The following is a 25,923-nucleotide window of genomic DNA, read 5'->3' as shown; positions in this document are numbered from 1 at the left end:
ACGGCATCGGGTGTGGAACACACATCAGACATCCCCCGTTCCCCCTGCGGGTGCGCCCCGCCCGCCCCCCGAGGCGGCCGTGACGGCCCGCCCCGCCACCCAGCTTCCCAGCGCCAACAACCCCCCGATGACCAGCAGTTTCGCCAGCGCACGGCCCGGTCCCGCGGCCACGCACAGGGGCGCCACCACCAGCGGCACGGCGGCGTAGGTGCACCAGGTCACGGCGCGCAGCGCGCGTCCCGGTGGCGGGCCGGCCGCCAGTGCGTCCGCGAGCAGCCGCACATACAGCAGCGTCCCGGCGGGGCCGAGCACCGCGAGCAGCAGCGCCGGGTCCTGGTACGCGGGGCGGGCGAAGCCCTGGGCGAGCAGCAGCACGGCCAGGCCGAGCAGCGTGGTCGTGGCGTTCTGGGCGATCACCCGCCGCCGTACCGGACCGGTGGCCGCGGCCCAGCCGGCCGGCACGCCGCACAGCAACACAGCAGTGCCCGCGGCCATCCAGCCGTTCACCGGCCGCGGGACGCGCGCCGCGCGGCGCGGGCGGCGCAGGCGGCCAGCAGCGCGGACAGGGCGCCGACCACCCACTCCAGCGTGTCGACGCTGCTGATCAGCACGATCCACAGCGCGGTCAACACCGCCCACCAGCCCAGGAGTTCGGCCCCTGCCGCGAGCGTCGCGGCCGCCACCGGGCGAGTCATCCGTGCACCTCCTGTCTCGGTCACACCGTCACCCCGTCACTCCCTCACCCCGTCCACGTCCAGTCCGCCACCTCCGGCAGATCCGTCCCGTGCTCCCGGATCCAGGCGTGATGGCGGGTACGCGCATCGGCCATCGCCTGCCGCAGGGCCACCGCGCGCACACCCAGGCCCGGGACGCGGTCCACGACGTCCATGACCAGCCGGTAGCGGTCGAGATCGTTGCGGACGACCATGTCGAAGGGGGTGGTCGTGGTGCCCCTCTCCCGGTAGCCGCGGACATGCAGATGGGGGTGGCCGGTGCGCCGGTAGCACAGCCGGTGGATCAGCCAGGGGTAGCCGTGGTACGCGAAGATCACCGGCTTGTCGGGCGTGAACAGCGCGTCGTACTCGAAGTCCGGCATCCCGTGCGGATGTTCCCCCGGAGGCAGCAGCCGGGCCATGTCGACGACATTGACGACCCGCACCGCCAGCTCGGGCAGATGACGGCGCAGCAGACTGGCGGCGGCCAGGGTCTCCTGGGTCGGCACGTCCCCGGCGCAGGCCAGCACCGCATCCGGCTCGCCGTCGTCCTCGGTGCCCGCCCACGTCCATGCCCCGGCGCCGCGGGCGCAGTGGGCGCGGGCCTCCTCCAGCGTGAGCCAGTCGAAGCACGGCTGCTTGCCGGCCACGATGACATTGACGTAGTCGCGGCTGCGCAGGGCGTGCTCGGCCACGCAGAGCAGGGTGTTGGCGTCCGGCGGCAGATAGACGCGCACGACCTCCGGGCTCTTGTTGAGGACGTGGTCGACGAAACCGGGGTCCTGGTGGGAGAAGCCGTTGTGGTCCTGGCGCCAGACATGGGACGTCAGCAGATAGTTCAGCGAGGCGATGGGGCGGCGCCAGGGGAGCCGGCGGGCGGTGCGCAGCCACTTGATGTGCTGGTTGACCATCGAGTCGACGATGTGCGCGAACGCCTCGTAACTGGAGAACAGCCCGTGCCGCCCGGTGAGCAGATAGCCCTCCAGCCAGCCCTGGCACAGATGCTCCGAGAGCACCTCCATGACCCGGCCGTCGTGCGACAGATGCTCGTCGGTGCCGACCGTTTCGGCCTGCCAGGCCTTGCCGGTGGCCTCGTAGAGGGCCTCCAGACGGTTGGAGGCGGTCTCGTCGGGGCCGACGACGCGGAAGTCACGGCGCCGCGCGGTCGCCGCCATGACCGCCCGCAGCATGCCGCCGAGCACCCGGGTCGGCTCGTGCAGCACGGTGCCGGGCTTGTCGACCTCCACCGCATGCCGCTCCAGGGGCGGCAGCGGCAACTCGCGCAGCAGCAGCCCGCCGTTGGCGTGCGGGGAGGCGCCCAGCCGCCGGGACCCTTCCGGCACACAGGCCAGGACGTCCGGCCGCGGCGCGCCCGAGGCGTCGAAGAGCTCCTCCGGCCGGTACGAGCGCAGCCATGCCTCCAGCTGATGGCGGTGGTCGACATGGTCGCGTACGCCCGCCAGCGGTACCTGGTGCGCCCGCCAGGTGCCCTCGACGGGCAGCCCGTCGACCTCGCGGGGTCCGGTCCACCCCTTGGGCGTACGCAGCACGATCGCCGGCCAGTGCGGGCGCTCCGTCTCGCCGCCGGAACGGGCGCGCCGCTGGATGTCGCCGATCCGGTCCAGCGCCCGGTCCATGGCGGCGGCCAGCGCATCGTGCACGGTCGCGGGGTCGTTGCCGACGACATAGAGCGGATCGTGGCCGTAGCCGCGCAGCAGGGCGTCCAGTTCGTCGTGCGGGATCCGGGCCAGCACGGCCGGGTTGGCGATCTTGTAGCCGTTGAGGTGCAGGATCGGCAGGACCGCGCCGTCATGCACCGGATCGAGGAACTTGGTGGCGTGCCAGGACGCGGCCAGCGGACCCGTCTCCGCCTCGCCGTCCCCGATCACACAGGCCACCAGCAGCCGCGGGTTGTCGAACGCCGCCCCGTAGGCATGGGTGAGGGAATAGCCCAGCTCACCGCCCTCATGAATCGAGCCCGGCGTCTCCGGCGCGACATGGCTGGGGACCCCGCCGGGGAACGAGAACTGACGGAAGAGCCGCTCCATGCCCGAGCGGTCCCGGCCGACATCCGGGTAGGTCTCGCCGTACGTGCCGTCGAGCCAGGAGTTCGCCAGGACGGCGGGACCGCCGTGGCCCGGCCCCCAGACGCACAGCGCCTCCAGATCGCGGGCCTTGATGACGCGGTTGAGATGGGTGTGCACGAGGTTGAGACCCGGCGAGGTGCCCCAGTGGCCCAGCAGCCGCGGTTTGATGTGCTCGGGGCGCAGCGGCTCGGTCAGCAGGGGATTGGCCATCAGATAGATCTGGCCGACGGCCAGATAGTTGGCCGCCCGCCAGTGGGCGTCCAGGGTGCGCAGTTCGGCGGGGTCGAGGTGGGTCGGGGCGGGCGGCGTCGCTGCGTCGCGCATGCTCAGCTCCTCGCGAGATAGCTCTCCGCCGCGGTGACCGCCTCGCGGACGGTGCGGCGGCCCGTCAGGACGCACAGGGTGTGGGCGACGTCCTCCAGCCGAGGCCCGTCCCGAAACCCTCCCGCGGGCGCCGCGCGCCGACAGGAGGTGGGATGTCCCACGGTGGACCCGTCACCCGGCGCACGCAACCGGAGGCGCCCTGTGCCGGTCGGTGGTGCCGGCCGGCGGTGTCGGTCGGTCGGGTGGTCCGCTCGGTCGGCGGTCTGCTGAGTCGGTCCGCTCAGTCGGGCGGTTCCGGCGCCGGGTGCTCGCCCGGCCCGGTGCCCGGTGGCTCCGTCGGGGCCGGCTCGGGTTCCGGTTCGGCCGGGCGGGGGTCGCGCGGCAACGGATCCGGCTCGCGCGGTACGGGGCCCGGTCCGTCGGGTGTCGGCTCGGTGGTCATGGCGGCCCCTCCTTCCTCATCCATGGTGCGCGCGCCGAAGCGGCTGCGCGCGGCCGTACCGGTCGGCTGTCCGACGACCGGAGAGGTAAACGGGGCCAAGGGCAGGCGCGGAGCCCGCCGCGGCTCACACCAGCTCGGTCAACGGCACGCCCGGGTCCGCCAGCCGCTCCGCATCGACCGTGGCACCGCTGGTCACCAGCGCCCGGATCGGCTCCACCACATCCCAGATGTTCACATTCATCCCCGCCAGCACCCGGCCACCGGAGAGCCAGAACGCAAGGAACTCGCGGCGCGCCGTATCGCCGCGGAAGACGACCCGGTCATAGCCGCCCGGCTCCACATAACCGGTGTACTCCATCCCCAGGTCGTACTGGTCGGTGAAGAAGTACGGCAGCCGGTCGTACGCCACGTCCTGCCCGAGCATCGCCTTGGCCGCGGCCTGCGGCTGATGGAGGGCGTTCGCCCAGTGCTCGACGCGCAGATGCCTGCCCAGCAACGGATGGAAGGCGTTCGCCACATCGCCCGCGGCATGGATGTCCGGATGCGAGGAACGCAGCTGCGCATCGACCACCACACCGTTGTCCACCTCCAGCCCGGCGTCCTCGGCCAGCTGGCTGTTGGGCGTGATCCCGATGCCGACGATCACCGCGTCCGCGGGGATCTGGGTGCCGTCCGCCAGCCGCACCCCGTCCGCATGGCCGAGTGTGCCGGTGATCTCCGCGACCTGGGCGCCGTAACGGAAGGTGACATCGTGATCGGTGTGCAGATCCGCGAAGATCTGCGCGACCTCGCGGCCCAGCACCCCGAGCAGCGGCAGCTCCGCCGTCTCCACCACCGTCACCGCCACCCCCGCGGCCCGGGCGGCGGCCGCGGTCTCCAGCCCGATCCAGCCCCCGCCGACCACCACGATCTGCTGCGCCGCCGGCAGGGCCTCCTTGATCCGGTCGCTGTCCGCCAGCTGACGCAGCAACAGCACCCCGTCGAGCTCCGCCCCCGGCACCGCGAGCGGGCGCGGCGTGGCCCCCGTGGCCAGCAGCAGCTTGGCGTAGCCCTGACGGCTCCCGTCGGCCAGGGTCAGCTCATGGGCCGCCGCATCGACGGCGGTGACCGCCGTCCCCAGCCGCAGATCGACGTCATGGTCCTCGTACCACCGCGCCGGATGCACATACACCGACTCGCGCTCCGACGTGCCCATGAGATACCCCTTGGACAGCGGCGGCCGCTCGTACGGGCGCTCGCTCTCGTCCCCCAGCAGCACCAGCGGCCCGTCGAACCCCTCCGCCCGCAATGTCTCCGCCGCCTTGGCACCGGCCAGCCCCGCTCCGGCGATCACCAACGCATTGCTCGTGGCCATTCCCGCTCAGCTCCCTTGATCCCGTACTTCAGGCCACAGGTACCCACTGAGCGGCCGGGCCGATCCCGCCGAAGGTGTTGCCGGGGCCGGGGACGGAGCGCGTCAGACCAGGAAGTGGAAGCCGGGCCGCGGATGCATCAGGAAGTCATGGTGCGAGATGTTCCACGCATACGCCCCCGCCACCCCGAAGACCACCCGGTCACCGGCCCGCAGCCCGGGGGCCGGCACCTCCCGCGCCAGCACGTCCTTCGGCGTGCACAGCTGACCGGCCAGCGTCACCCGGTCGCCCGACGCCACCGGCCGGGGCCACGCATGCGGCCACGGCTCGTCCGACGGCAGCACCGTGCAGGGCTGGTCATGGCCCTTGGTCGCCGGGGTCCGCAGATGGTGGGTTCCGCCGCGCACCACCGCGAACTCCGCACCATGACTGCGCTTCACATCCAGCACCTCGGTGGCATACCAGCCGCAGTACGCGGTGAGCGCACGGCCCGGCTCGATCCGCAGCGTCAGCCCCGGGTGCGCGGCGGCGAGCCGGGCGAGCCCCGCCCCGTAGGCCGTCCAGTCGAAACGGGCACCGGGATCCGCGTAGTCGACGGCCATCCCGCCGCCGAGCGTCACCTCGGCGAGCGGGAACCCGTGCCACGCGGCCAGCCGCACCGCCCAGGCGACGATGGCCTCGGCCACGGCCAGCTGCTCGGGCGCCTCCAGCCCGCTGGCCAAGTGGGCGTGTATGCCGCGCAGTTCCAGATGCGGAAGGCTGCCGTCCGTCAGCAGCGCGACGACCTCGTCCGCCTGTGAGGGATCCACGCCGAAGGGCGTGGGACGGCCGCCCATCGCCAGCGCACTGCCGTCCAGGGCGCCGCCGCCCACCGGGAGGTTGAACCGCGGCAGTACGGCGATCCGCCGGTCACCGGCGTGCCGGGCGGCCAGCTCGGCCAGCATGCGCAGCTCGTACACGCTCTCCACATGGAAGCGCTCGACGCCCCGCTCCAGCGCCTCGTCGATCTCCGCCGGCGTCTTGCCGGGACCGCCGAACGCCAGCGGCGCCCCGGGGACCGCCTTGCCGACATGCCTCAGCTCCCCGCCCGAGGACACCTCGTAGCCGTCGACATACGGGCGCAGCGCCGTCAGGATCTCCGGCTCCGGATTCGCCTTCGCGGCGTAATACAGCTCCACGGAGGACGGCAGCGCCTCCCGGACGCCGGCCAGGTGCTCCCGAAGGGCCGTCAGGTCATAGACGTAGGCCGGGAGCTCCTCGGAGTGCAGGGCGCGGACCAGGTCGCGTACCGGGGGAGTGGGGGCGGTCATCGGGCGCTCCAGGAGGGGGTGTCATCGGTGCCTACGGTGTCATCGGTGCGTACGGCGCCGGTCAGGACCGACTCGGCCAGCGGCGAGGGCAGCAGGACGTAACCGGCCTCCCGGTCGGCCCTGCGCTCCCACCGGGTCAGCAGATTGGCCTTGGCGGGCAGCGGGACGCCCGCCAGCAGCGCGGCGAGCCGGGGCGGGCAGCCGTGGCGGTCCGCATGGACCTGGAGGGTGCGCCGCACCTGCGCCCACAGGTCCGCCTCGGTGCCCGGATGCAGATCGGCCAGCGCGGCGAGCATCTCGGCGACGTGATTGACCAGCAGGCAGTACACCACCCGGTCCCAGCCGCGCTGCGCGTCGTACGTCATCGGCCCGGCGACGTCCTCCGGGAGCGAGGCCAGCGGCCCGGCATGGTGCTCGGGGACCAGCTTGGTGCCCTCCAGGTCGCGGAAGAGCACCTGGGCGGGCATACCGTCGCCGTCCACACAGACCAGGACGTTCTGAAGGTGCGGCTCCAGCACCACCCCGTGGTCGAAGTACGCGGCGAGCACCGGGGGCAGCAGCAGATCCAGGTAGGCGGCCCACCAGTCGAGCGCGGCCTGCGGACCGGCGCCGTCCAGGAGGCGGGAGATATGCGCCGGACTGTGCGGGTACTCGTCGGCGACCGCGGCGGCCAGCAGCGGCGTGGTGCCGGGCAGCAGCCGCTGGGACAGACGCTCGCGGACGATCACCCCGAAGCCTTCGAGCAGCCCGGTGTCCGGGCGGCCGTCCGGGCCCGGCAGCGCAAGACTGCGGTAGACGGGCTCGCGCAGCACCGCGCTCCCCGGGAAGCGGGCGGCCAGATCCGCGAGCACCGGAGCCAGCAGCCGGGTCAGCGCCACGGCTCCCGACAGCTCGTAACTGGCGTTCTTCCGCAGGCAGTTGGTGATCCGGACATTCAGGCTGAACTTGAGGAAGGACGCGCCGTCGTAGAGCGTCCGCACGGACGCGGTCGCCGCGAAATGCGTCCCACCGGTTCCCAGGATGCGGAGGTCGCCACGGTCCAGCGCCTCCTTCAGACCCGGATGGCCGCGCAGCAGTTCGTACTGCCAGGGGTGGACGGGCAGCAGCCGGTAGCCGTCCGGGACGCCGGGATGCAGCGCATCCAGGGGCGCGGCGGCGCCCTCTTCGGCGGCCTCCTCGACGATCAGGTCCTCGCGTACGGCGAGCAGCAGCAGCGGGAAGGACGCCCCGGCTTCCGGCGCGTACGACCGCCAGGAGGCGGGATCGCCGGAGCGGGCCTTGGGGGTGGGGTGGAAACGGTGGCCCAGGACGAGGGACTGCTCGGAGGCGAGGTAGGCGGCTTGCCAGTCGGCGTGGGGTGGTGTGACGCGGGGTGGTGTGCTGTCGGCCGGCCCGGTGGCGAGCGCCTGGCCGCCGGGCACCTGGCCGCCCGGCGCCTGGCCGTCTGTCCCGTGGCCGCCGGGCACCTGGCCGTCTGTCCCGTGGCCGCCGGGCGCCCGGCTGTCGAGCGCCGCGGCCACGGCCTGATGGCTGGAGGCGATCTGGTCCAGGAACTCGTCGTTGTGCACCCCGGTCCGCAGCGACAGCTCCGCATGGACGTACTCGGCCAGCCGCCGCCAGCCGACCTCCCGCCAGCCGCCGTCGGCCTCCTCCGTCACCGGGCCGGCGAAGCGGTGCGCGCCGATCAGCGAGGTACGGCGCAACGCGACCCGCAGCAGAACGCCACGGCGCGGCAGCCGCAGCAGCAGATGACCGGCATCGACGGCCGTCTGGTGCTCGGGGCCGGAGACCTCGCGCAGCAGGCAGTTCAGGAGGGTGTGCGCGACGGCCTGGTCGGCGGTGGGCGGACCGGCGGGGGCCGGGGCGGGGATCGGGGCCGTACGGGCGATCCGGGTGGTGCCGGTGGTCGCGGTGGGCTCGGGGGTCCGGGCGGTGCCGGGGTCCTGGGCGGTGGCGGCGGAATGAGGCAGCGGGGGCATCAAGGGCTCCTGCGGGTGCGGGGGAAACGGAAGTGCGAGGGGAGGAGCGAGGGGAGGACGGTCGCCAGCACGGTGGCCAGGGCGATCCCGGTGCCGATCACCAGGGGCGCGGTCGGCCCGAACCAGTCGTTGCCCGCCGCGGCGGCCAGACCGGCGGCGACCGCGCCGGCCTTGGAGAAGAATTCGATGGAGCCGAAGAGCCCGCCGGGGGCTCGGCCCTTGGCGCAGTCGGCAGCCAGGACGGACAGACACACCAGGCCCAGCGTGAGACCGGCGCCGAGCACCAGCCGCACTACGACGAACCCGACGAGGGAGTCGACGACGCCATGCCCGGCCAGCCCGAGCGCTATGGCGCCGAAGCCGAGTCCCATACCGAGCCGCGGGCGGGTACGGAACAGTGCGTGCACCGCCATCGCCGCGACCAGATAGCACATATGCGGCAGGGCGAACAGCACACCGGACACCAACGGCCCGGTGCCGGGTATGCGCTCCTTGATCAGCGAGATCAGATACGGGAACGAAATCACCGTCGAGAAGACGAACGCGAACTCCAGCGCATAGAGCCTGCGCAGCGCGGTGGCGGCCCCGGCATCGGGAGCCGCGGACGCACGGTTTGCCCGTACGGCCGCCTCGGCGGCCTCCGGGGGCGGCGCCGCAGTGTTCTTCGGTGACGGCGCCGCCGAAGAGTCCCTTGGTGACGGTGTCGTCGAGGCGCCCTTCGTCGGTGGCTCCGGGAGCGCCGCCAGCATCACGGCGGCGGTCAGCGGCAGGACGGCGAGCAGCGCGTACTGGCGGTGCGGCGAGAGCCACGGCGACAGCGCGCCGACCACGATCGGCGCGAACACCAGCGCCGCACGGGCACTGCCCTGCATCAGCGTCAGCGCCCGGGACAGCGCACTGCCCTCCAGAGACGCCCCCAGGTAGCTGTTCGACGCGGCGAAGGTGCCGCCCAGCACGCCCTGAAGAACCAGTGCCGCGGCGAACGCCCCGAGCGAATCCGCCCAACCGGCCAGCAGAAACGCCGCCGCCAGCCCCAACTGCGCGCGCAACAGCAGCCGTTTACGCCCGAAACGGTCGGCGAGACGGCCCCACAGCGGGGCGCCTATCGCACCGAAGATGGTCGGTACGACATACAGCAGACCGGCCCAGCGGGCCGCGCCGTCCCCCAGCTTCGGCAGGATCTCGGTCAGATACGGCGGCAGCCCGAGCGCGGCGAACGACGCCACGAAATAACACCCGGCCACCGCATACACCTGTCGCCGCCCGAACCGCGGTCGCGACGTGGCCTCGACGCCGTCCTCGTCATCCCTCCGCGATGCGGCAACTCTCTGTGACCGAACGGTGTTCTTTGAAGTAGCAGCGGTCGTTGGAACAGCGGCAGCAGCAGCTGGAGCGGAGGAGGCGGATGGGGATGCGGATGCGGGACTGGACGTGGATGTGGAACTGGACGTGGATGTGGAACTGGACGGTGATGTCATACGAGACATGGAGGTGGCCATCAAGTGCTCCCCGTCGACGTCAGAGACTCCGGCAGCGAGGCGCCCGACACCCGCGCCCCCGTCGGCATCAGCAGGTAATTGGGCCCGCTCGCATAGTGCTTGTTGATGTCGGCCGCACCCGACCGCTCCTTGGACAGCAAGGTCCCGGCGCTGACCATGGCCTTGATCGGCAGCTCGGGCGCGTCCAGCACGGCAGCGCGCAGTGCCGCCCCCGGCTCGCCCGCTCCCGTGCCCTGCCGCTCGACGGCCTCGGCCAGCCGGTCGCGGACGAGCCCCAGCAGCCGCCCGAGCGGCGCCCGCCCGTGCCGCGCGAGCCCGAAGGCGTAGGAGCCCGCACACAGGTGCAGTGTGATGGTCGTGAACAGATCCAGCACCGGCCGGTCGCCGTCCCCGAATACCCGCGGATCGGCGAAATCCGAGGGGTCCGGGGCGTCCGCGCCCAGCGCCTCCCGCAGTCGTACGGCGTTGATCCGCGGACCGTCATTGTCCTTGAACAGCAGCCGCAGCCGGGTGCCGCCGGCCGTCCGGTCCAGCACCAGCGAGATGTTCTGCTGATGGGACTCCAGCCCGATGCCGTAGCCGAAGAGCGTGGTCTGCCAGTCGAAGAGCAGGGTGAGACAGGCGTCCAGCAGGGCGAGCGGATCGCCGCCGTAGAAACGGTCGGCGATCCGGTCGATCACCAGCCCACCGCCCGGCGCCCGGCCCAGCAGCGCGGCCATCGGCACCACGACACTCCCGTCCAGACCGGCCGGGTAACGGCGGCACAGCACGGCCAACAGCTCATGACCGGCATGCGCATACACGGTCTCATCGGCCTGAAGCACCGACTCCGCGAACCGCGGTTCGCGGGCGATCACCTTCTCCAGCAGCCGCTGCCCCTCGGCGCCGTCGATCAGCGTAGGAGGCTTGATGGAGCGCCGGTTGCGCAGCCCCAGCGTCGAGGTGGCCAACGGCAGCTTCAGATGCAGCGCGGGATCGTCGGCCACCGCCACGGTGCGCATCGACAGCGTCGGTACGACGCCGAGCCGGGCCTGCTCGGAAAGCACCGCCGCACCCTCCAGCCCGCTCTCGCACAGCGCGCCACGCAGCGGTTCGCCCAGCGTCAACGGATGCACGGGAAGACACAGATGCCCGTCCCCGAGATGCGCCAGCCCCACCTCAGCAGGCGTCGGCCACCAGTCGGGCAACGCCGCCTCGCCACCCGCCACGGTCACCGCGCCCCGCGGCACGGCGAGCCAGCGCAACGCGAAGTCCGGCCGGAACTCCGGCGCGTACGCCCGCAGCTGCGCCTCATCCAGGCCGGCCCGACCCCGGGCGGTCGGATACACCGGATGGTCAAGACGCGCCGCCAGCGCATCGAACCCCAGCCCTCCACCCAACCCCAGCCACCCACCAGGATCGCCACCATGACGCCCTGCCAACTGCCCCTCGACCTCATCCCGCGTCCGGGCATGCAGCCGCATCGTCACCAGCGTCTGCCGGCACTCCTCGGCGAATGCATCGAAGCCGGGACGGTCGACGGGGTCCGCCAGCGCGCGCAGCGCGGCGACGACCTCGTCGAGCGTGGTCAGCCGGGCGCCGTCGGCCTCACGGACCAACAGCGGCAACCGGGCGGCATAGCGGCTCTGATAGCCGTCCGGGCCGAGCGGCAGCAACAGCGCGCCGTCCGCTGCGCCCGCGGGCAACCGCAGCCAGGGACCGTCCGGCCGCTCCAGCACGGCACCGCGCGTACGCAACCCCACCACGTCTTCCCGCAGAAGCGCACTCAGGATCCGCACGAGCAGCTCCGGCTCCTGAGCCGACTCACTCATGGGATCCGACGCAGCCATCACGCGATCTCCCACTTCTCGGTGGCGAAGAAGCCCTCCACCGCGCGGTCCACCGCACCGTCATCGGCGCCGAAGGCCCGGACGACGCCTATGTAGTCGCGGTTGGTGCGGTAGTGCGGCTGCTCGGCCCCGACCTCCCGCAGCGGCCGGTAGGCCAGCCGCACACCGTCGACGGTGCGGTCCACGGTGCCGGGCGCCGAGACGAGCGTCCCCGCCCGGTCGGCAAGGGCGTACTCCACCCGAGCCGCACCGCCGCGCCGGGCACCGAGATCCGCAGGAAGTGGCTCGCCCAAATGCGCCCGCAGAATGAGCTCGAAGAGAGGTATGCCGAGAACATGCGCCAACAGCAGATCGCACTGATCGCCAATGACACGGTAGTTCACCTCGATGAGCCGTGCCCGGCCCTCGTGCACCACGAACTCCGTATGACAGGCGCCGAACCCGACGCCCAGCGCATCGAGCTGGCCCAGCACCTGATCGGTGACGGACTGCGGATGGGCCGCAACGAACTCAAGCCCCGTCTCGATAAAGGTCGGCGGCGCGGAAATGGCGGTACGAAACCCACCCAGGACATGGCGCAGCCGCCCATCACCGAGCGTCTCCAGCGTGTACAGCTGGCCCGGCAGGAACTCCTCCGCGACCAGCGCCACCTCGGGCCGCCGCACCTGGATCTCCTTGGCGCAGACCACCAGTTCGCCGGGCCCGTCGACGAGCATCACATCCTCGCTGGCCACCCCCTCCCGCGGCTTGATCACACACGGATACGGAAGCTCGGCGGCGGCCAGCACGCTCGGGTCCTGCCCGGGCTCCAGCTCCACGGTCCGTACGGTGTCCACCCCTGCCACCGCGAGTCGCCGCCGCATCTCGGCCTTGTTCTTGGCGCACAACGCGGCCCGCCAGTCCTTGCCCGGCAGCCCGAAGTACTCGGCGGCCAGGGCCGCTTGGACCTGGAGGTGATCGCTGTTGGTGAAGATCGCATCGGCGGGCCGCCGACCTGCCACACAGGTGATCACCGCCCGGAAGTCACGCACATCGCACTCCAGGACCTCCGTCCCCTCCGGGACGTCGCGCCGGTGCGCCTCGGGCTGATCGGTGAGGATCGTGACCTCAACACCGAGACGCGCAGCGGCAGGCAGAAATCCCTCGGTGACCGAGTCGGTGGGATTGAGGGCGAGCAAATACATCCGCATGAGCGGAACCCCTTCAGAATCACTATCGAACGAAACCAAGACCGGCACGCCCAACGGCCAAACACCAGACAAGAAACCCGGAACCACAGCCGCAGACCCGGAACCGTAGCCGCGACACCCCACCAGCCGGATGCTCCGGATCACCATCCGGGATGCTCCGGAGGAACCCCGAATGCCCCCGAGGAACATCGGATGCACCGGAGCGAAACAACACACCGGAGGGAACGAATCACTCTCCGTATTCGTTGCCGGAATAAGGAGGCATCGCGAGGCACAGGACAAGGCACGCGTCAGACACCCAACGCCTCAAACCCCGCGACACCCTCCCCACTTCGAGACGCACGACCCACCGGGAGGTACATCAGGGAGGTACATGGCGCCCCGCGGCACACCGCACACGAACCACAGCTGAAGAGGCTTGGCATTGGCATTGGCATCGGCATTGGTATTGGCTCAGGGCGTTGCTTGGCATTGGCTCAGGCGTCGGGCACCGGAGGGCTCAAGCCTTGGGCACCGGGACTCCGGTCGCCTTTGCGACATCGGCCAGCATGTGCTCGGCGGCCTGAATGCCGATGCCGGACATCCAGGTCTCGTCGGGCACGTCAAAAACCTTGTGGTTCTTGACGGCCGACAGCGCCTTCCAGACCGGGTTGGAGGTGACGTCCTTCTTCTGGGTCTTGTCCGGTAGATCCGCGACCGTCACAAACACCAGGTCGGCATCGGCCTTGTCGATCTCCTCCGGGCTGACGTCGAGCATCGTCTTGTCCGGGTCGGTGGAGCTCTGCGACTTCGGACGGGCCAGTCCGATGTCGTCGAGGACGACGCCGCTGTAGGAGGACTTCTGGTACAGCCGGGTCGGGCCGGCGACAAAGCGGACCACGGAGGCCGACGGCATTGTGCCGTGGTACTTCTTCTTGATCTCCGCGCCCAGCGCCTTGGCCCGCGACTCGTACTCCTTGAGCTTCTGGTCGGCCTCCTTCTCCAGGCCCAGCGCCTTGGCGTGGACTTTCAGATTGGCCTTCCAAGGGCCGCCGGTGGTCTCGGTGAAGACGGTCGGCGCGATGTCCTTGAGCTTGTCGTAGATCTTCCCGTGCCGGACCTTGGACGAAAGGATCAGATCGGGCTTAAGGGAGATGATCTTCTCGAGGTTGGGCTCCAGCAGCGGGCCGACGTCCTTGACGCCCCCGATCTCACCCTTGAGGTAGCTGGGGAAGCCGCCCTCGGACTTCATATGCGGCGAAACCGCCCCGACCGGCTTCACTCCGAGCGTGGTGACGTCGTCGAGCTCACCGGTGTCGAGGACGACAACGCGCTTGGGCTTGCCGGGGATCGACACGTCGCCCATGGCGGTCTTCAGGGTGCGCGGGAAGCCGGCGCCGGCCTTAGCCGAGCCGTCGGCCGAGGACTTGCCGCCGCCGCAAGCGGTGAGGGCGGCGGTCCCCAGGGCGACGGCGAGCAGGGCGGCGGGCAGCCTACGGGTACGGGCGCTGCGGGATGCGGTTCGGATCAACTTGAGGGGCATGAGGGTTCGACTTCCTTTGCGAGCGGACGAGCGGACGAGCGGAGGGGAGCGGGGGAGAGGAGGCGGAGAGGACGGTTGACGGAGTGAGAGCGGGGCATTTGTGGTGCTGGTGTGGTCAATGAGGTTGATGTGGAGGACCAGTTGGGCTGACGCGTGTGGTGGGCCGGTGGGGCTGGCGTGGTGGGTGAGGCAGTTCAGGTCAGGTCAGCTGAGGCAGATCAGCCGGACGCGTTGGCGGTGCGTTTGGTGGTGGCTTTGGGGATGACCAGGGGGGTGCCGGTCTCGGGGTCGGGGATGACCCGGCAGTCCACGTCGAAGACGGACCTGACCAGCTCGGCGTCGAGGACGTCCGCCGGGGCGCCGGCTGCCGCCAGGCGGCCGGCCTTGAGGACCACCAGGTGATCGGCGTAGCGGGCCGCCTGCCCGAGGTCGTGCAGCACCATCACCACGGTGCGGCCCGCCTCGGCGTGCAACTCGGCGACCAGGTCGAGGACATCGAGCTGGTGCCGTAGGTCCAGGAAGGTGGTGGGCTCGTCGAGCAGCAGCAGATCGGTGTCCTGGGCCAGTGCCAGGGCGATCCAGGCGCGCTGCCGCTGACCGCCGGAGAGGCGGTCGACGGGCTGGTCGCGCAGCGCGGTGGTCCCGGTGCGTTCCAGGGCCTCGTCCACGGCCCGCTGGTCGGCCGCCGACCAGGGGCTCAGCAGCTTCTGGTGCGGGTAGCGGCCCAGCCGTACGAGTGCCTCGACGGTGATCGCGTCCGGGGTGACCGGCTGCTGGGGGAGCAGTCCCATCCGCAGTGCCAGCGCCCGCGCCGACATGCGGTGGATGTCCGAGCCGTCCAGCATGACGGTGCCGGCGGCGGGGGCCAGCAGCCGGGTCAGCCCACGCAACAGGGTGGACTTCCCACAGGCGTTGGGGCCCACGACGGCGGTGACGGCGCCGCCGGGCAGTACCAGGTCGAGCCCGCCGACGATCAGCCGGTCGCCGTAACGCAGATCGAGTCCGTGCGCGGAGAGCTGGTTACCGGGAGCGGACACCTGCCCGCCCCCGGAGGAAGCAGACACCTGCCCGTCCCCGGGAGCTGACACCCGCCTCTCCCCACGAGCCGACACCAGCCCGTCCCCACCCCCAGCGGCCACGAGCCCACCGCCCCCCGAAGTCCCCCCATCGCCCCCAGACATCGACTCCCGGCTGCCGCCACGACCCTGACTACGGTCCGGACCACGGCCGTTGCCACGGCCCTGGCCACGGCTGTCACCACGGCCGTCACCACGGTCACCGCCATGCGGGGAGAGCTGATCGGCGGTCATCGGACACTCCTGTTCAGGGAACTGCTCTGTCGGATCATCAGCACCAGCAGCCAGGGCGCGCCCAGGGTGGCCGTGACCACCCCGACCGGCAGGCCGCTGATCGGCAGCAGATGCTGCGCCACCAGGTCGGAGGCGAGCAGCAGTGCGGCGCCGGCGAGGCCGGACAGGGCCAGCGTGCCGGGGGTGGGCGGGCCGGCCAGGAACCGCACCAGGTGCGGTACGGCCAGTGCGACGAAGGCGACCGGGCCGGCGAGCGCGGCGGCGACCGAGGCCAGCACGACCGCGGTCACCAGGACCTGGAGTCGGGCGGCGTCGGTGTTCAGGCCGAGCGCGCCGGCCGAGTCGTCGCCCAGGTCCAGGACGGCCAGCCGCCGGTGCAGGGCGAAGGCGGCGACCAGCGCCACGGCGACCGCGCCCCCCGCGGCCCACACCTCGGTCCAAGTGCGCCCGTACACCGAGCCGGTGGTCCACTGGAGGGCGGAGCCCGCCAGTTCGGTGGGGAAGCGGACGACCATGAAGTTCACCGCGGCGGTCAGTCCGGCCTGGACGGCGAGGCCCACCAGCACCAGCCGGGTCACGCTGGTGCCCGAGCGCCAGCCGAGCAGCCCCAGCAGTACGGCGGCGAGCAGCCCGCCGCCGAGTGCGGCCAGCGGCATCAGCGCCTGCGAGGCGCCCGCGGCCAGCATCACCACCGCGCCGAACGAGGCGCCGCCGGTCACCCCCATCACATCCGGGGAGGCGAGCGGATTGCGGAACAGCCGTTGCAGCAGCGCACCGGCCACCGCGAGGCCGGCCCCCGCGAGGAGTGCGGCGGCCATCCGCGGGGCGCGGAACTCCTGGACGATCAGCACGGTGGCCGTATCGCCCAGCCCGAACAGTCCCCGCAGCGCATCGAGCGGCGCCAGCGGCATATCGCCGGTGGACACCGACACCGTCACCAGGACGAGCAGCACCAAGGCGGTGCCGAGGGTGAGCAGCGGTGTACGGCGAACCGCGCGCCGGCGCACGGCGGTCGGCGGGGCGGGACGCAGGACGTCGGTCATCGGGCCACCTTCCGGGCCAGCAGAGCCAGCAGCGGGGCGCCGAGGAACGCGCTGATGATGCCGACCTGGAGCTCCGACGGCCGGATGACGAGCCGTCCGAGGATGTCGGCGGCGAGCACCAGCAGCGGTCCGGCGATCAGGCAGCCGGGGATCACGATCCGGTGGTCGGAGGTGCGGAACGTCTGCCGTACGAGATGCGGTGCGGCCAGGCCGATGAAGGACAGCAGGCCGGAGACGGCGACTGCCGAGGCGGCGAGCAGGACGACGGCGAGGCCGCCGGCCAGGCGGATGCGGGAGACCGGTACCCCGAGCGCCTGCGCCGTATCGTCGCCCAGCGCCAGGGTGTTGAGCGCCGGGGTGACGGCCAGGGCGACGACCAGCCCGATCAGCAGCGGAGGGAGGACCGGCCAGAGCACCGACAGAGGACGTTCGGCCAGTGAACCGGCGAGCCAGAACCGGGCCTCGTCCAGCGAGCGCTTGCTGGCCAGCATGACCGTCGATGTCCAGGATGTCAGGACGAGTTGGAGGACGGTGCCGCCCAGCGCGAGCCGTACGGGGTCGAGGTCGCCGGCCCGGCGGGCCAGCGCCTGGGCGAACAGGGCGGCGGCCGCGGCGCCGGCGAAGGCGAACCAGAGGTATTCGGCGGGCTGGTTCAGATGCAGCGCGTAGATGGCGATGACCACGGCGAAGCCGGCGCCGGCGTTGATGCCGAGGGTGGTGGGCGAGGCGAGCGGGTTACGGGTGATGCCCTGGACGACGGCCCCGGCGACGCCGAGCGCCGCGCCGACCGCGAGGCCGATGAGGGTCCGCGGCACCCGAAGTCCCGTCACCACGAGGGCGTCGCGCCCGTGTGCGGTGCCGGTCAGGGCGTCGAGGACGGTGGACAGCGGTACGGAACGGGTGCCCAGCGCGAGGCTCAGCGCCGCACAGACCGCGAGCGCGCACAGTCCGACCGCGAAGAGCGGGATGCGCCGCCAGGTCCGTGCGGCGGCGTGCGGGCCCGACGCGGCGGCTGACGTGGCAGATGGTTGGGTCATCGACACGCGTCGCTACGTTAGGTTAGGCATACCTAATTGCGCAAGCGTCGGAGCGGGATGCGGTCAACAATCCCTTTTGTCGGCGGACTTGGGGGTGCGGCCTGCTTTTCGAAGGTCAGGATGGGCCGGTTGAGTCGATGAAAAAGTGTAGTGAGGGCACCTTCCTGGTGACTGTGCTGTTCTGGAGTCATGACGACCACCCCCCGTATCGCGATCGTCGGCGCCGGCCCCGGCGGGCTGCTCTGCGCCCGGGTTCTCCAGCGGCACGGCATCCCCGTCACCGTCTTCGACCGCGATGCGTACGCCGAGGACCGCCTCCAGGGGGGCGCCCTCGGTCTGCACGAGGACACCGGCCAAGTGGCCCTGAGTGCAGCGGGACTGGATCGGGAGTTCGCCGCCGTGGCTCGCCCCGAGGGGCAGGAGATGCGGCTGCTGGACCACACCGGCACGCTGCTCTTCCGGCACCGCCCGGAGGCCGGCGAGGAGAGCAGGCCCGAGGTCGACCGCGGTGAACTGCGCCGCCTGCTGCTGGATGCGCTCGCGCCCGGCACCGTCCGCTGGGGCCGCTATCTGCGCACCCTCCACCCGCTCGGCGGCGGCCCGCACCGAGCCGAGTTCGACGACGGCCCGGACGAGACCTTCGACCTGGTCATCGGCGCCGACGGGGCCTGGTCGCGGGTGCGTCCGCTGCTCTCGGACGACACCCCGCACTACTGCGGCGTCACCTTCGTCGAGACCGGATTCGCCGACGCCGACCGCGGTCACCCGGACGTCGCCCGCCTCGTCGGCGACGGCGGCATGGTGGCCGCGTACGACAACAGGGCCCTGCTCGCCCGGCGCACCGGCAGCGGCCGGATCCGCGTGTACGCGGCCTTCCGGGGCTCCGAGGACTGGGCGCTGGAGGAGGGGGTGGACCTCGCCGACCCCGAAGCGGTACGGGCCGCGCTGCTCCGGCGTTTCTCCGGCTGGGACGACCGGCTGCTGGCGCTGCTGCGCGACAGCGGCACCGGGTTCGTCAACCGCCCGCTGTATGCGCTGCCGGTGCCCCACGCCTGGATCCACACCCCGGGCCTGACGCTGCTGGGTGATGCCGCGCATCTGATGCCGCCGTTCTCCGGGAGGGGCGCCAACCTCGCCATGCTCGACGGCTGTGAACTGGCCCGGTCCCTCGCCCGGCACGCCGATGCGGACGAGGCCGTGCGCGCGTACGAGGCCGTCATGCTGCCCCGCGCCGCCGCGGCCGCCGAGGGTGCCGCACGCGGTCTGGACGACGTCGTCGCCGCGGATGCGCCGCGGGGCTCCCTGCGCCATCTGGCCCGCCACCACTGACCGTCGACGGTGCCCCCGCCGGATCCATGCTCCGGCCCGTTCACTCCTGGGAGTGAGACGTGAGGACCATCCGACCACCGGCCGCCGCGAACGCGAGAAGGCCCAGACCCGCAAGGCGCTGGCGGACGCCGCCCCCCGGCTGTTCCTGGAGCACGGTGACGACCGGGTGGGCGTCAAGGACGGCGGGCGGGGCGAGGCGCTGGTCGCGGCCGTACGGGACCGGGGGCCGGGCCGGTCGGTGCTGGAGGGGCGGCACGGTCATCTGCGGGAGAGGGTGCTCAAGGTGCGGGATCCCGAGTTCCGCAGGTTCCGGGAGCTGGTCGACGGCACTCCGGCGCTGAGCGAGTATGCGCACCGGAGGTGGCTGCGCCACGAGACGGCGCCGGCCGAGGCGCTCGCCGAGGAGACCGGCCGGGATGCGGACGAGGTGACGGTGCGCGCGCTGGCCCACTACGCCCTGGCCGCGCCCCGGCTGGCCGGCGGCAGCGAGGACCCCGCCGCGGCGGTGGACCGTATCTTCACCCTTCTGCAGCAGGGCTGGGGCGCTCTCGGGGGCTGACGGACCGGATCCGCCGGGCCCCGACTTCCTTCCCTGCGGGCGCACTTGCCGCCCGAATGCGGCAATCCCCGGGCAAAAATGTTTTTGTCACACGAATAGCTCCGCGGTCGTCGTTGCGTCGTCTGATTCCCGTTTTTTGCCCGTAATGTCCCCATCGCGCCAATGGGTGGCATTGCGCGTCAAGAACAGGAGAACCGATATGTCCACGTCCGATATCCTCGCGGTCCGGGGCAGGCAGCTGGCAGCCGGCGCGGGCGCGCTGACCGCGGCCCTCGCTCTGGGGGCGACCCTCCTCGCCGCCTCGCCGGCTCAGGCCGCCACACCCCCCGGGCCGCCCCAGGGTGAGCCGTACGGCGTCATCACCGCCAGCGGCGGCCTGAACCTTCGCCAGGACCCCAGCACCGACGCCATGATCCAGGGGCACTTCCGCCACCAGGCGAGAGTCGGCCTCAAGTGCAAGGTGCGCGGGCAGAGCATCGGCGGCAACAGCATCTGGTACCTGATCCGTGACCGGGAGGACACCTGGGTCTCGGCGAAGCACGTCAACAACAGCGGCAACGTCAAGTTCTGCAAGGACGTCGGGCGCAACCGCGTCCCGGCGGAGAGCACGCCGAGGATGCCGAAGTCGTCGAAGCTGCCGAAGTCTCCGAAGTCTCCGCAGTCTCCGAAGTCTCCCAAGTCGTCGAAGTCGACGAAGCACGCCATGGGCTGATCGCCCCGGCGGGGCCCGGCCCGGTACCGCAAAGGTGCCGGGCCGGGCCCCCGTGCGTTCCGGCGGGCGGACCCTTCCGTATTTCTGGAACAAGTTCTACTGTGCCCCTCGGGCCGGCATCCGACGCGCCGTCAGAACGGTGAGGTGCGCCAGTCCGCCCGGCCGGACCGGACGAACTGGAGGGGCCGTGCACCTCGAATACACCCCCGAGCAACAGCAGTTGCGCGCCGAGCTGCGCACGTACTTCGCCGAACTCGTGCCGGACGACGCCTACGCCCGGTACGCCGAACCCGCCGCGCAGAAGCGCTTCTACCGCGCGACGGTGCGCCGGCTGGGCGCCGACGGCTGGCTCGGCGTCGGCTGGCCCAAGGAGTTCGGCGGGCGCGGGATGACACCGATGGAACAGTTCGTCTTCTTCGACGAGGCCGCGCAGGCGGGCGTCCCCCTGCCGCTGATGGCGCTCAACACCGTCGGCCCGACGATCATGCAGTTCGGCACCGACGAACAGAAGGCGTACTTCCTGCCCCGGATCCTCTCGGGCGAGATCGACTTCGCCATCGGCTACAGCGAACCGGACGCCGGAACCGACCTCGCCGCCCTCAAAACCCGCGCCGTACGGGAGGGCGACGAGGAAAGCGGCCACTACGTCGTCAACGGCCAGAAGATCTGGACGACCAACGGCGACACCGCGGACTGGGTATGGCTGGCCGTACGCACCGACCCGGACGCGCCGCCCCACAAGGGCATCACCATGCTCCTGGTCCCCACCAGCGACCCCGGATACTCCTGCACCCTGATCAACACCCTCGCCTCGCACGACACCACCGCCAGCTACTACGAGAACATCACCGTCCCCGCCTCCCGCCGCGTCGGCCAGGAGAACAAGGGATGGCGGATCATCACCAACCAGCTCAACCACGAACGGGTCACCCTCGCCGCCCACGGCACCATGGCCGTCCGCGCGCTCCACAACGTCCAGCGCTGGGCCGCCCGGACCAAGCTCGCCGACGGCCGCCGGGTCATCGACCTGGGCTGGGTGCGCGGCCGGCTGGCCCGTACCCACACCCGGCTGGAGGCGATGAAGCTGATGAACTGGCAGATGGTCGACGCCCTCCAGCGCGGCACGCTCACCCCGCACGACGCCTCCGCGGTCAAGGTCTACGGCTCCGAGGCCCGGCGTGACGCCTACGCCTGGCTGATGGAGATCGCCGGCTCCGCGGGCCCGCTCAAGGAGGGCTCGGCCGGTGCGGTGCTGCACGGCGAACTGGAACGCGGCTACCGCTCCGCCGTCATCTTCACCTTCGGCGGCGGCAACAACGAGATCCAGCGCGAGATCATCTCCTGGATCGGCCTCGGCATGCCCCGCGTACGGCGCTGACCGCGACGGAGGTGCGGTGATGGCAGGCGACCCCGGGCTCTTCGGGCCGCGTTCGGTGACCTGGCAGATGCACGGCGACCCGATGATGTGGATCGCGGGCGTCCGCGCGCTGTACCTCCAGGCGCTGCACCCGCGCGCCGTGGCCGGCGTCATGCAGAACTCCGCTGCTTTCCAAAGAAATACGAGGGGCCGACGTGACGCCTGGGGCCGGCTGATGCGTACCGCGCATTTCGTCGGAACCATCACCTACGGCACCACCGCGGCGGCCGAACGGGCCGGCGCCGGCGTCCGCGGCCTGCACCGCCGGCTGTCCGCCGCCGACACGGCCACCGGCGAGCGCTTCCGCATCGACGATCCGGAGCTGCTGCTGTGGGTGCACTGCGCCGAGGTGGCCTCCTACCTCCACGTCCTGCGCCGTTCCGGCTTTCCGCTCACCGACGCCCAGGCCGACGCCTACCTGGACGAGCAGCGCACCGGCGCCCGGCTGGTCGGCCTCGACCCGGACGGCGTCCCCGGTGACCGCGCCGCGTACGCCGCCTACTTCGCGGCCGTACGGCCGCGGCTCGCACTGACCGGCGGGGCGCGGCAGGTCGACGCCTTCCTGCGCAGACCACCGACCCCCGCCCCGCTCGTCCCCGCCCGCGCCCTGGTGTGGCACCGGGTGGCCGGGCTCGCCTACGGCGCACTCCCGTCGTACGCCCATGAGCTGTACGGACGCCCCGCGCCCCGGCCCGCCACCGTCACCCGCCGCCTGCGCGCCACCGGCCGAATCCTTCGCGCCATTCCCCCCTCCGTGCGCTGGCGGCTCCCACCCCGGCATATCCTGCGCGCGGTCGAACGGCTCGGCCCCGACACCCGCCCAGCGCCCTACAAGCTGCGCCGGGCGGCCGCCATACTGGACGGAGGGGAGGGCCCGCGAGGGGAGCCGTACCACTGAACGCGGGTATCAGGACGGGGGTGACGAGACGCGATGACGAAGGACCGGCTGCTCCAGGGGCGCTACCGGCTGCTCGACGTCATCGGACGCGGGGGGATGGGCGAGGTCTGGCGGGCCCGGGACGAATCGCTCGGCCGGCAGGTCGCCGTCAAATGCCTCAAGCCCAGGGGGCCGCGGCAGGAGCCGGGCTTCCTCACCGTGCTGCGCGAGCGCTTCCGCCGCGAGGCGCGGGCCGCAGGCGGGCTCCAGCACCGCGGTATCACCGTCGTCCATGACTTCGGCGAGGACGAGGGCACCCTCTTCCTCGTGATGGAGCTGCTCAGCGGCCGCAACCTCAGCCAGCTGATGGACGACAACGGGCGCCGGCCGCTGCCCGTCCCGGACGTCATCGACATCGCCGAGCAGGTCGCCGCGGCACTCGCCTACACCCACGCCCAGGCCATCGTGCACCGCGACCTCAAACCGGCGAACATCGTGCGCACCCTGGACGGCACGGTCAAGATCTGCGACTTCGGGATCGCCCGGCTCGGCCATGACATCGGCTTCACCGCGCGGCTGACCGGCACCGGCGTGGCCATGGGCAGCCCGGACTACATGTCGCCCGAGCAGATCGGCGCGGACACCGTCGACGACCGCAGCGATCTGTACTCGCTGGGCTGTGTGCTCTACGAGATCGCCACCGGCGCCCCGCCGTTCGGCAGCGGCGACGCCTGGGCGGTCCTCGTCGGCCACCGCGACACCGCTCCCGAGCCGCCCCGCACCCACCGCCCCGAGCTCCCCGAGCCGTATGAGCGCATCATCCTCGATCTGCTCGCCAAGGACCCGGACGACCGCCCGCAGGACGCCGACGAGCTGGGCAAACGCCTTGCCGACGCCCGCCAGGACGCCTCCGGGACCGCCCCGCTCCCGGGCGACGCCGGTGCGGTGGCCCGGCGGCAGCCCTCGTGGACCCGGGGCATGACCCTCGGCTCCCCGGCCCATCCGGTCCGCCGTCCCCCGGCCGACCCGGCCACCGCCGTCCTCACCGACACCTGGACCGGAGACACAGACCGTCGCGAGGAGGTCTCCCCGGCCGCCGGGATCCCCCGGCCGGTGCTGCCCGACGACGACCCCGACGCCCTCACCGCCCGCCTGGAGGCGGGGCTGGCGCTGGGCGGCCGGGGCCGGCACTTCGAGGCGCACCAGATCTGCGTCGCGGTGCTGGCCGGGCGCGAGCGCCTGCTGGGCCCCGACCACCCCGACACCCTCGCCTGCCGCCACCACCTCGCCTTCGGCCTCGCCGATCTGGGCCGCCTGGAGGACAGCTATGCGATGGCCCACGAGGTGGCCCGGGCGCGCGCCCGGGTGCTCGGCCCCCGGCACCCCGACACCCTGGTCACCCGCTACGAACACGCCCATGTGATGGGCCGGCTGGGGCAGTGGGAGGAGGCGCTGCGGACGTACCGGGAGGTGGCCGCGGCCCGTGCCGAGGTCTTCGGCCCCGCCCACACCGATACCCTCGCCGCCCATTACGAGACCGGTATCACCCTGGGCCGGATGGGCCGCAGCGCCGAGGCCCTGGCGGTCTACCGCGATGTGGTGGCCGCGCGTACGCGCGCCTGGGGCGCCGACCACCCCGAGACGCTGCGGGCCCGGCACGGCCTGGGTGTCAACCTCGGGCGGCTGGGCCGCTGGGAGGAGGCCCTGGCCGAGGCCCGGGCGGTGGCGGCGGGGCGCGGGCGGGTGCTGGGCGCCGACCACCCCGACACCCTCGTCAGTCGCCGGGAGATCGCCGTGGCGCTGGGCTGGCTGGGCCGCTGGGCCGAGGCGCTGGGCGACTACCGCCAGGTCGCCGACGCCCGCGAACGCGTCCTGGGCCCCGGCCATCTCGATGCGCTGGCCAGCCGTACGGACGAGGCGCAGTGTCTGGAACAGCTCGGCCGGACGGACGAGGCCACCGCCCTCTACCGCCGGGTCGCGGCCCTGCGCCAGGAGCGCGCGGCCCGGCGGTAGCCGGTCAGGAGCGTGCGGTGATCCGGTAGAGGACGGTGCCGTGCGCGGGCACCCGCGCCGCGATCTTCCCGTCGCTGTGCCGGCCGCGCCCGGTGACCAGATCGCGCATCCAGTACGACGACGACGCCGGCAACCCCACCGCCTCTGCCGTGGTGGACAGCGTGCGCGGCGTGTCGCCGGAGTTGAACAGCGCCACCGCGCGGTCGCCGTTGCGCAGCCGCTTGGACATCACCGTGAAGCCGTCGTTCTGCGCGACGACCTCGCCCTGCCGGCCGAGGGAGTCCTGGTCGACGGCGATGATCGCGCGGTTGCCGAGCACCTCGCGCGCCTCCGGGGAGAGTTCGGCCAGATTCGTACTGGAAATCAGCGGCGCGGCCATCATCGCCCACAGCGACATCTGGCTCTGCATCTCGTGACGGCTGAGCCCCGAGTCGCCCACGAGCAGGAAGTCCGGGTCGTTCCAGCGGCCGGGTCGCTGGAGACCGTTCAGCTTCGCGTTGTAGCGGAAGTTGTAGAGGATGGAGGACCACTTCGTGGCCGCGCTCTGCTGTTCCAGCGCGATGTCCCGGCCGCCCCGCCACAGGTTGCCCAGTTTGGCGGACCATTCGATGACCTGATGCCAGACGCTGTCGCCGTCGTACTGGAAATAGGCCGGCGCCGACACCGAGAAGGTGATGGGACGTCCGGTGGCCAACAGCGCCCGGCTCTGCTGCTCGTACACGTCGCGGTAGCTCTGCTCCTTGGTACGGCCTGCCGGCCGGGGTACATTGCAGCCGTCCGCCTTGAGGTAGTCGACGCCCCATCCGGCGAACTGCCGGGCGTCCTGCTCGAAGTGCCCGTAACTGCCAGGGTACTTCCCGCAGGTCAGGGTGCCGACGTCCTCGTAGATGCCGAACCTGAGCCCCAGCCGGTGCAGTTCCCGGCCGATGTAGGCCATGCCGTGCGGGAACTTCGCCGGGTCCGCCACCAGCTCGCCCTGCGGTCCGCGCTGCTTGGCCATCCAGCAGTCGTCGATCGTCACGGTGTCGTAGCCCCGGTCCGCCAGCCCGTTCCGCGCGAGCGCCCGGGCGTTGTCCAGGACGACCTTCTCGTTGACGTCGCAGGTGTAGTACGACCAGTTGTTCCAGCCCATCGGGGGCCTGGGCGCCAGGTTGGGGTAGGCCCTGGCGCCGTCCTGGGCACCCTCCGAGGCATCGGCGGTGCTGTCCGCGGCGGTGCCGGGACGGGCGGCGGTGCGGTGGGCGTCGGGCGCGGCGCTGGCGGGGCCGGTGGAGGCGAGCAGTCCGGCGGAGCAGGCGACGACGGTGGTCAGTGTGGCGAGGATGCGGCCGGTGCGGGGAACCTGACGGTGGGACACGGGTCACCTCACGGGGTGGGCG

21 protein-coding genes and 1 pseudogene are annotated in these 25,923 nt (G+C 72.0%); 6 read left to right on the top strand and 16 right to left on the bottom strand.

The annotated features are described in order from the left end of the window. Positions 1–24 precede the first annotated feature (24 nt). From B1H19_RS08140 to B1H19_RS08075, 15 genes and pseudogenes are all read right to left on the bottom strand, one after another. Positions 25–495 (bottom strand): monovalent cation/H+ antiporter complex subunit F, encoded by a 471-nt coding sequence (locus tag B1H19_RS08140; protein ID WP_418361433.1) that lies wholly within the window; start codon positions 493–495, stop codon positions 25–27. Positions 496–503: 8 nt separating this feature from the next. Then, the gene (locus B1H19_RS08135) at positions 504–695 is read right to left on the bottom strand and encodes a hypothetical protein (RefSeq protein WP_083103950.1); all 192 of its coding nucleotides are present in this window, start codon (positions 693–695) and stop codon (positions 504–506) included. Positions 696–739: 44 nt separating this feature from the next. Beyond that, positions 740–3,124, bottom strand: a complete 2,385-nt coding sequence (locus B1H19_RS08130; RefSeq protein WP_083103949.1) for a phosphoketolase family protein — start codon at positions 3,122–3,124, stop codon at positions 740–742. 2 nt (positions 3,125–3,126) lie between these two features. Continuing rightward, positions 3,127–3,285 (bottom strand): DUF5133 domain-containing protein, encoded by a 159-nt coding sequence (locus tag B1H19_RS08125; protein ID WP_237289206.1) that lies wholly within the window; start codon positions 3,283–3,285, stop codon positions 3,127–3,129. A gap of 119 nt (positions 3,286–3,404) precedes the next feature. Beyond that, positions 3,405–3,566, bottom strand: a complete 162-nt coding sequence (locus B1H19_RS39210) for a hypothetical protein (protein WP_203237122.1) — start codon at positions 3,564–3,566, stop codon at positions 3,405–3,407. A 124-nt stretch (positions 3,567–3,690) separates the two neighbouring features. Continuing rightward, positions 3,691–4,920, bottom strand: a complete 1,230-nt coding sequence (locus tag B1H19_RS08120) for an NAD(P)/FAD-dependent oxidoreductase (protein WP_083103947.1) — start codon at positions 4,918–4,920, stop codon at positions 3,691–3,693. A 102-nt stretch (positions 4,921–5,022) separates the two neighbouring features. Then, complete coding sequence (locus B1H19_RS08115) at positions 5,023–6,228, bottom strand: type III PLP-dependent enzyme (RefSeq protein WP_083103946.1); 1,206 nt, start codon at positions 6,226–6,228, stop codon at positions 5,023–5,025. Further along, a complete protein-coding gene (locus tag B1H19_RS08110; protein WP_083103945.1) occupies positions 6,225–8,207 on the bottom strand; it encodes an IucA/IucC family protein in 1,983 nt (660 codons plus the stop codon). The genes B1H19_RS08115 and B1H19_RS08110 overlap by 4 nt, the downstream gene beginning before the upstream one ends. After that, a pseudogene (locus B1H19_RS08105) lies at positions 8,207–9,484 on the bottom strand (MFS transporter); the annotation flags it as partial. The pseudogene B1H19_RS08105 and the gene B1H19_RS08110, both read right to left, overlap by 1 nt. A gap of 221 nt (positions 9,485–9,705) precedes the next feature. Further along, positions 9,706–11,517: an IucA/IucC family protein gene (locus B1H19_RS08100; protein ID WP_335755929.1), complete on the bottom strand. Its 1,812-nt coding sequence runs from the start codon at positions 11,515–11,517 to the stop codon at positions 9,706–9,708. A 17-nt stretch (positions 11,518–11,534) separates the two neighbouring features. Further along, positions 11,535–12,725, bottom strand: coding sequence for an ATP-grasp domain-containing protein (locus tag B1H19_RS08095; protein ID WP_083103942.1), 1,191 nt, complete (start codon positions 12,723–12,725; stop codon positions 11,535–11,537). A gap of 499 nt (positions 12,726–13,224) precedes the next feature. Next, complete coding sequence (locus B1H19_RS08090; RefSeq protein ID WP_083103941.1) at positions 13,225–14,247, bottom strand: ABC transporter substrate-binding protein; 1,023 nt, start codon at positions 14,245–14,247, stop codon at positions 13,225–13,227. Positions 14,248–14,465: 218 nt separating this feature from the next. Beyond that, entirely contained in the window at positions 14,466–15,284 is an 819-nt protein-coding gene (locus B1H19_RS08085; RefSeq protein WP_083103940.1) for an ABC transporter ATP-binding protein, read from the bottom strand. 269 nt (positions 15,285–15,553) lie between these two features. Then, positions 15,554–16,600 carry a FecCD family ABC transporter permease gene (locus B1H19_RS08080; protein WP_083103939.1) on the bottom strand — a complete coding sequence of 349 codons (1,047 nt, stop codon included), beginning with the start codon at positions 16,598–16,600 and terminating at the stop codon, positions 15,554–15,556. Then, complete coding sequence (locus tag B1H19_RS08075; RefSeq protein ID WP_083109485.1) at positions 16,597–17,637, bottom strand: FecCD family ABC transporter permease; 1,041 nt, start codon at positions 17,635–17,637, stop codon at positions 16,597–16,599. The genes B1H19_RS08080 and B1H19_RS08075 overlap by 4 nt, the downstream gene beginning before the upstream one ends. Before the next feature lie 189 nt (positions 17,638–17,826). Between B1H19_RS08075 and B1H19_RS08070 the strand changes: the two genes are divergently transcribed. The 6 genes from B1H19_RS08070 (at position 17,827) to B1H19_RS08045 (ending at position 24,544) form a co-directional block, all read left to right on the top strand. After that, on the top strand, positions 17,827–18,966 hold the full coding sequence (locus B1H19_RS08070; RefSeq protein WP_083103938.1) for an FAD-dependent oxidoreductase: 1,140 nt from the start codon (positions 17,827–17,829) through the stop codon (positions 18,964–18,966). Between the two features lie 52 nt (positions 18,967–19,018). Further along, positions 19,019–19,525, top strand: coding sequence for an acyl-CoA-like ligand-binding transcription factor (locus tag B1H19_RS08065; RefSeq protein WP_083103937.1), 507 nt, complete (start codon positions 19,019–19,021; stop codon positions 19,523–19,525). 199 nt (positions 19,526–19,724) lie between these two features. Then, positions 19,725–20,237 (top strand): SH3 domain-containing protein, encoded by a 513-nt coding sequence (locus tag B1H19_RS08060; RefSeq protein ID WP_237289205.1) that lies wholly within the window; start codon positions 19,725–19,727, stop codon positions 20,235–20,237. Positions 20,238–20,424: 187 nt separating this feature from the next. Further along, entirely contained in the window at positions 20,425–21,615 is a 1,191-nt protein-coding gene (locus B1H19_RS08055; protein ID WP_083103936.1) for an acyl-CoA dehydrogenase family protein, read from the top strand. 19 nt (positions 21,616–21,634) lie between these two features. Beyond that, a complete protein-coding gene (locus B1H19_RS08050; RefSeq protein ID WP_083103935.1) occupies positions 21,635–22,552 on the top strand; it encodes an oxygenase MpaB family protein in 918 nt (305 codons plus the stop codon). A gap of 33 nt (positions 22,553–22,585) precedes the next feature. After that, positions 22,586–24,544, top strand: coding sequence for a serine/threonine-protein kinase (locus B1H19_RS08045; protein ID WP_083103934.1), 1,959 nt, complete (start codon positions 22,586–22,588; stop codon positions 24,542–24,544). Positions 24,545–24,548: 4 nt separating this feature from the next. On the opposite strand, the gene B1H19_RS08040 is transcribed toward B1H19_RS08045, so the two are convergent. Then, positions 24,549–25,901, bottom strand: coding sequence for a glycoside hydrolase family 27 protein (locus B1H19_RS08040; RefSeq protein ID WP_083103933.1), 1,353 nt, complete (start codon positions 25,899–25,901; stop codon positions 24,549–24,551). Positions 25,902–25,923: the final 22 nt, after the last annotated feature.

This window comes from Streptomyces gilvosporeus (genome assembly GCF_002082195.1).
Classification (GTDB): Bacteria; Actinomycetota; Actinomycetes; order Streptomycetales; family Streptomycetaceae; genus Streptomyces; species Streptomyces gilvosporeus.
This window is presented reverse-complemented; position numbering and strand designations above follow the sequence as displayed.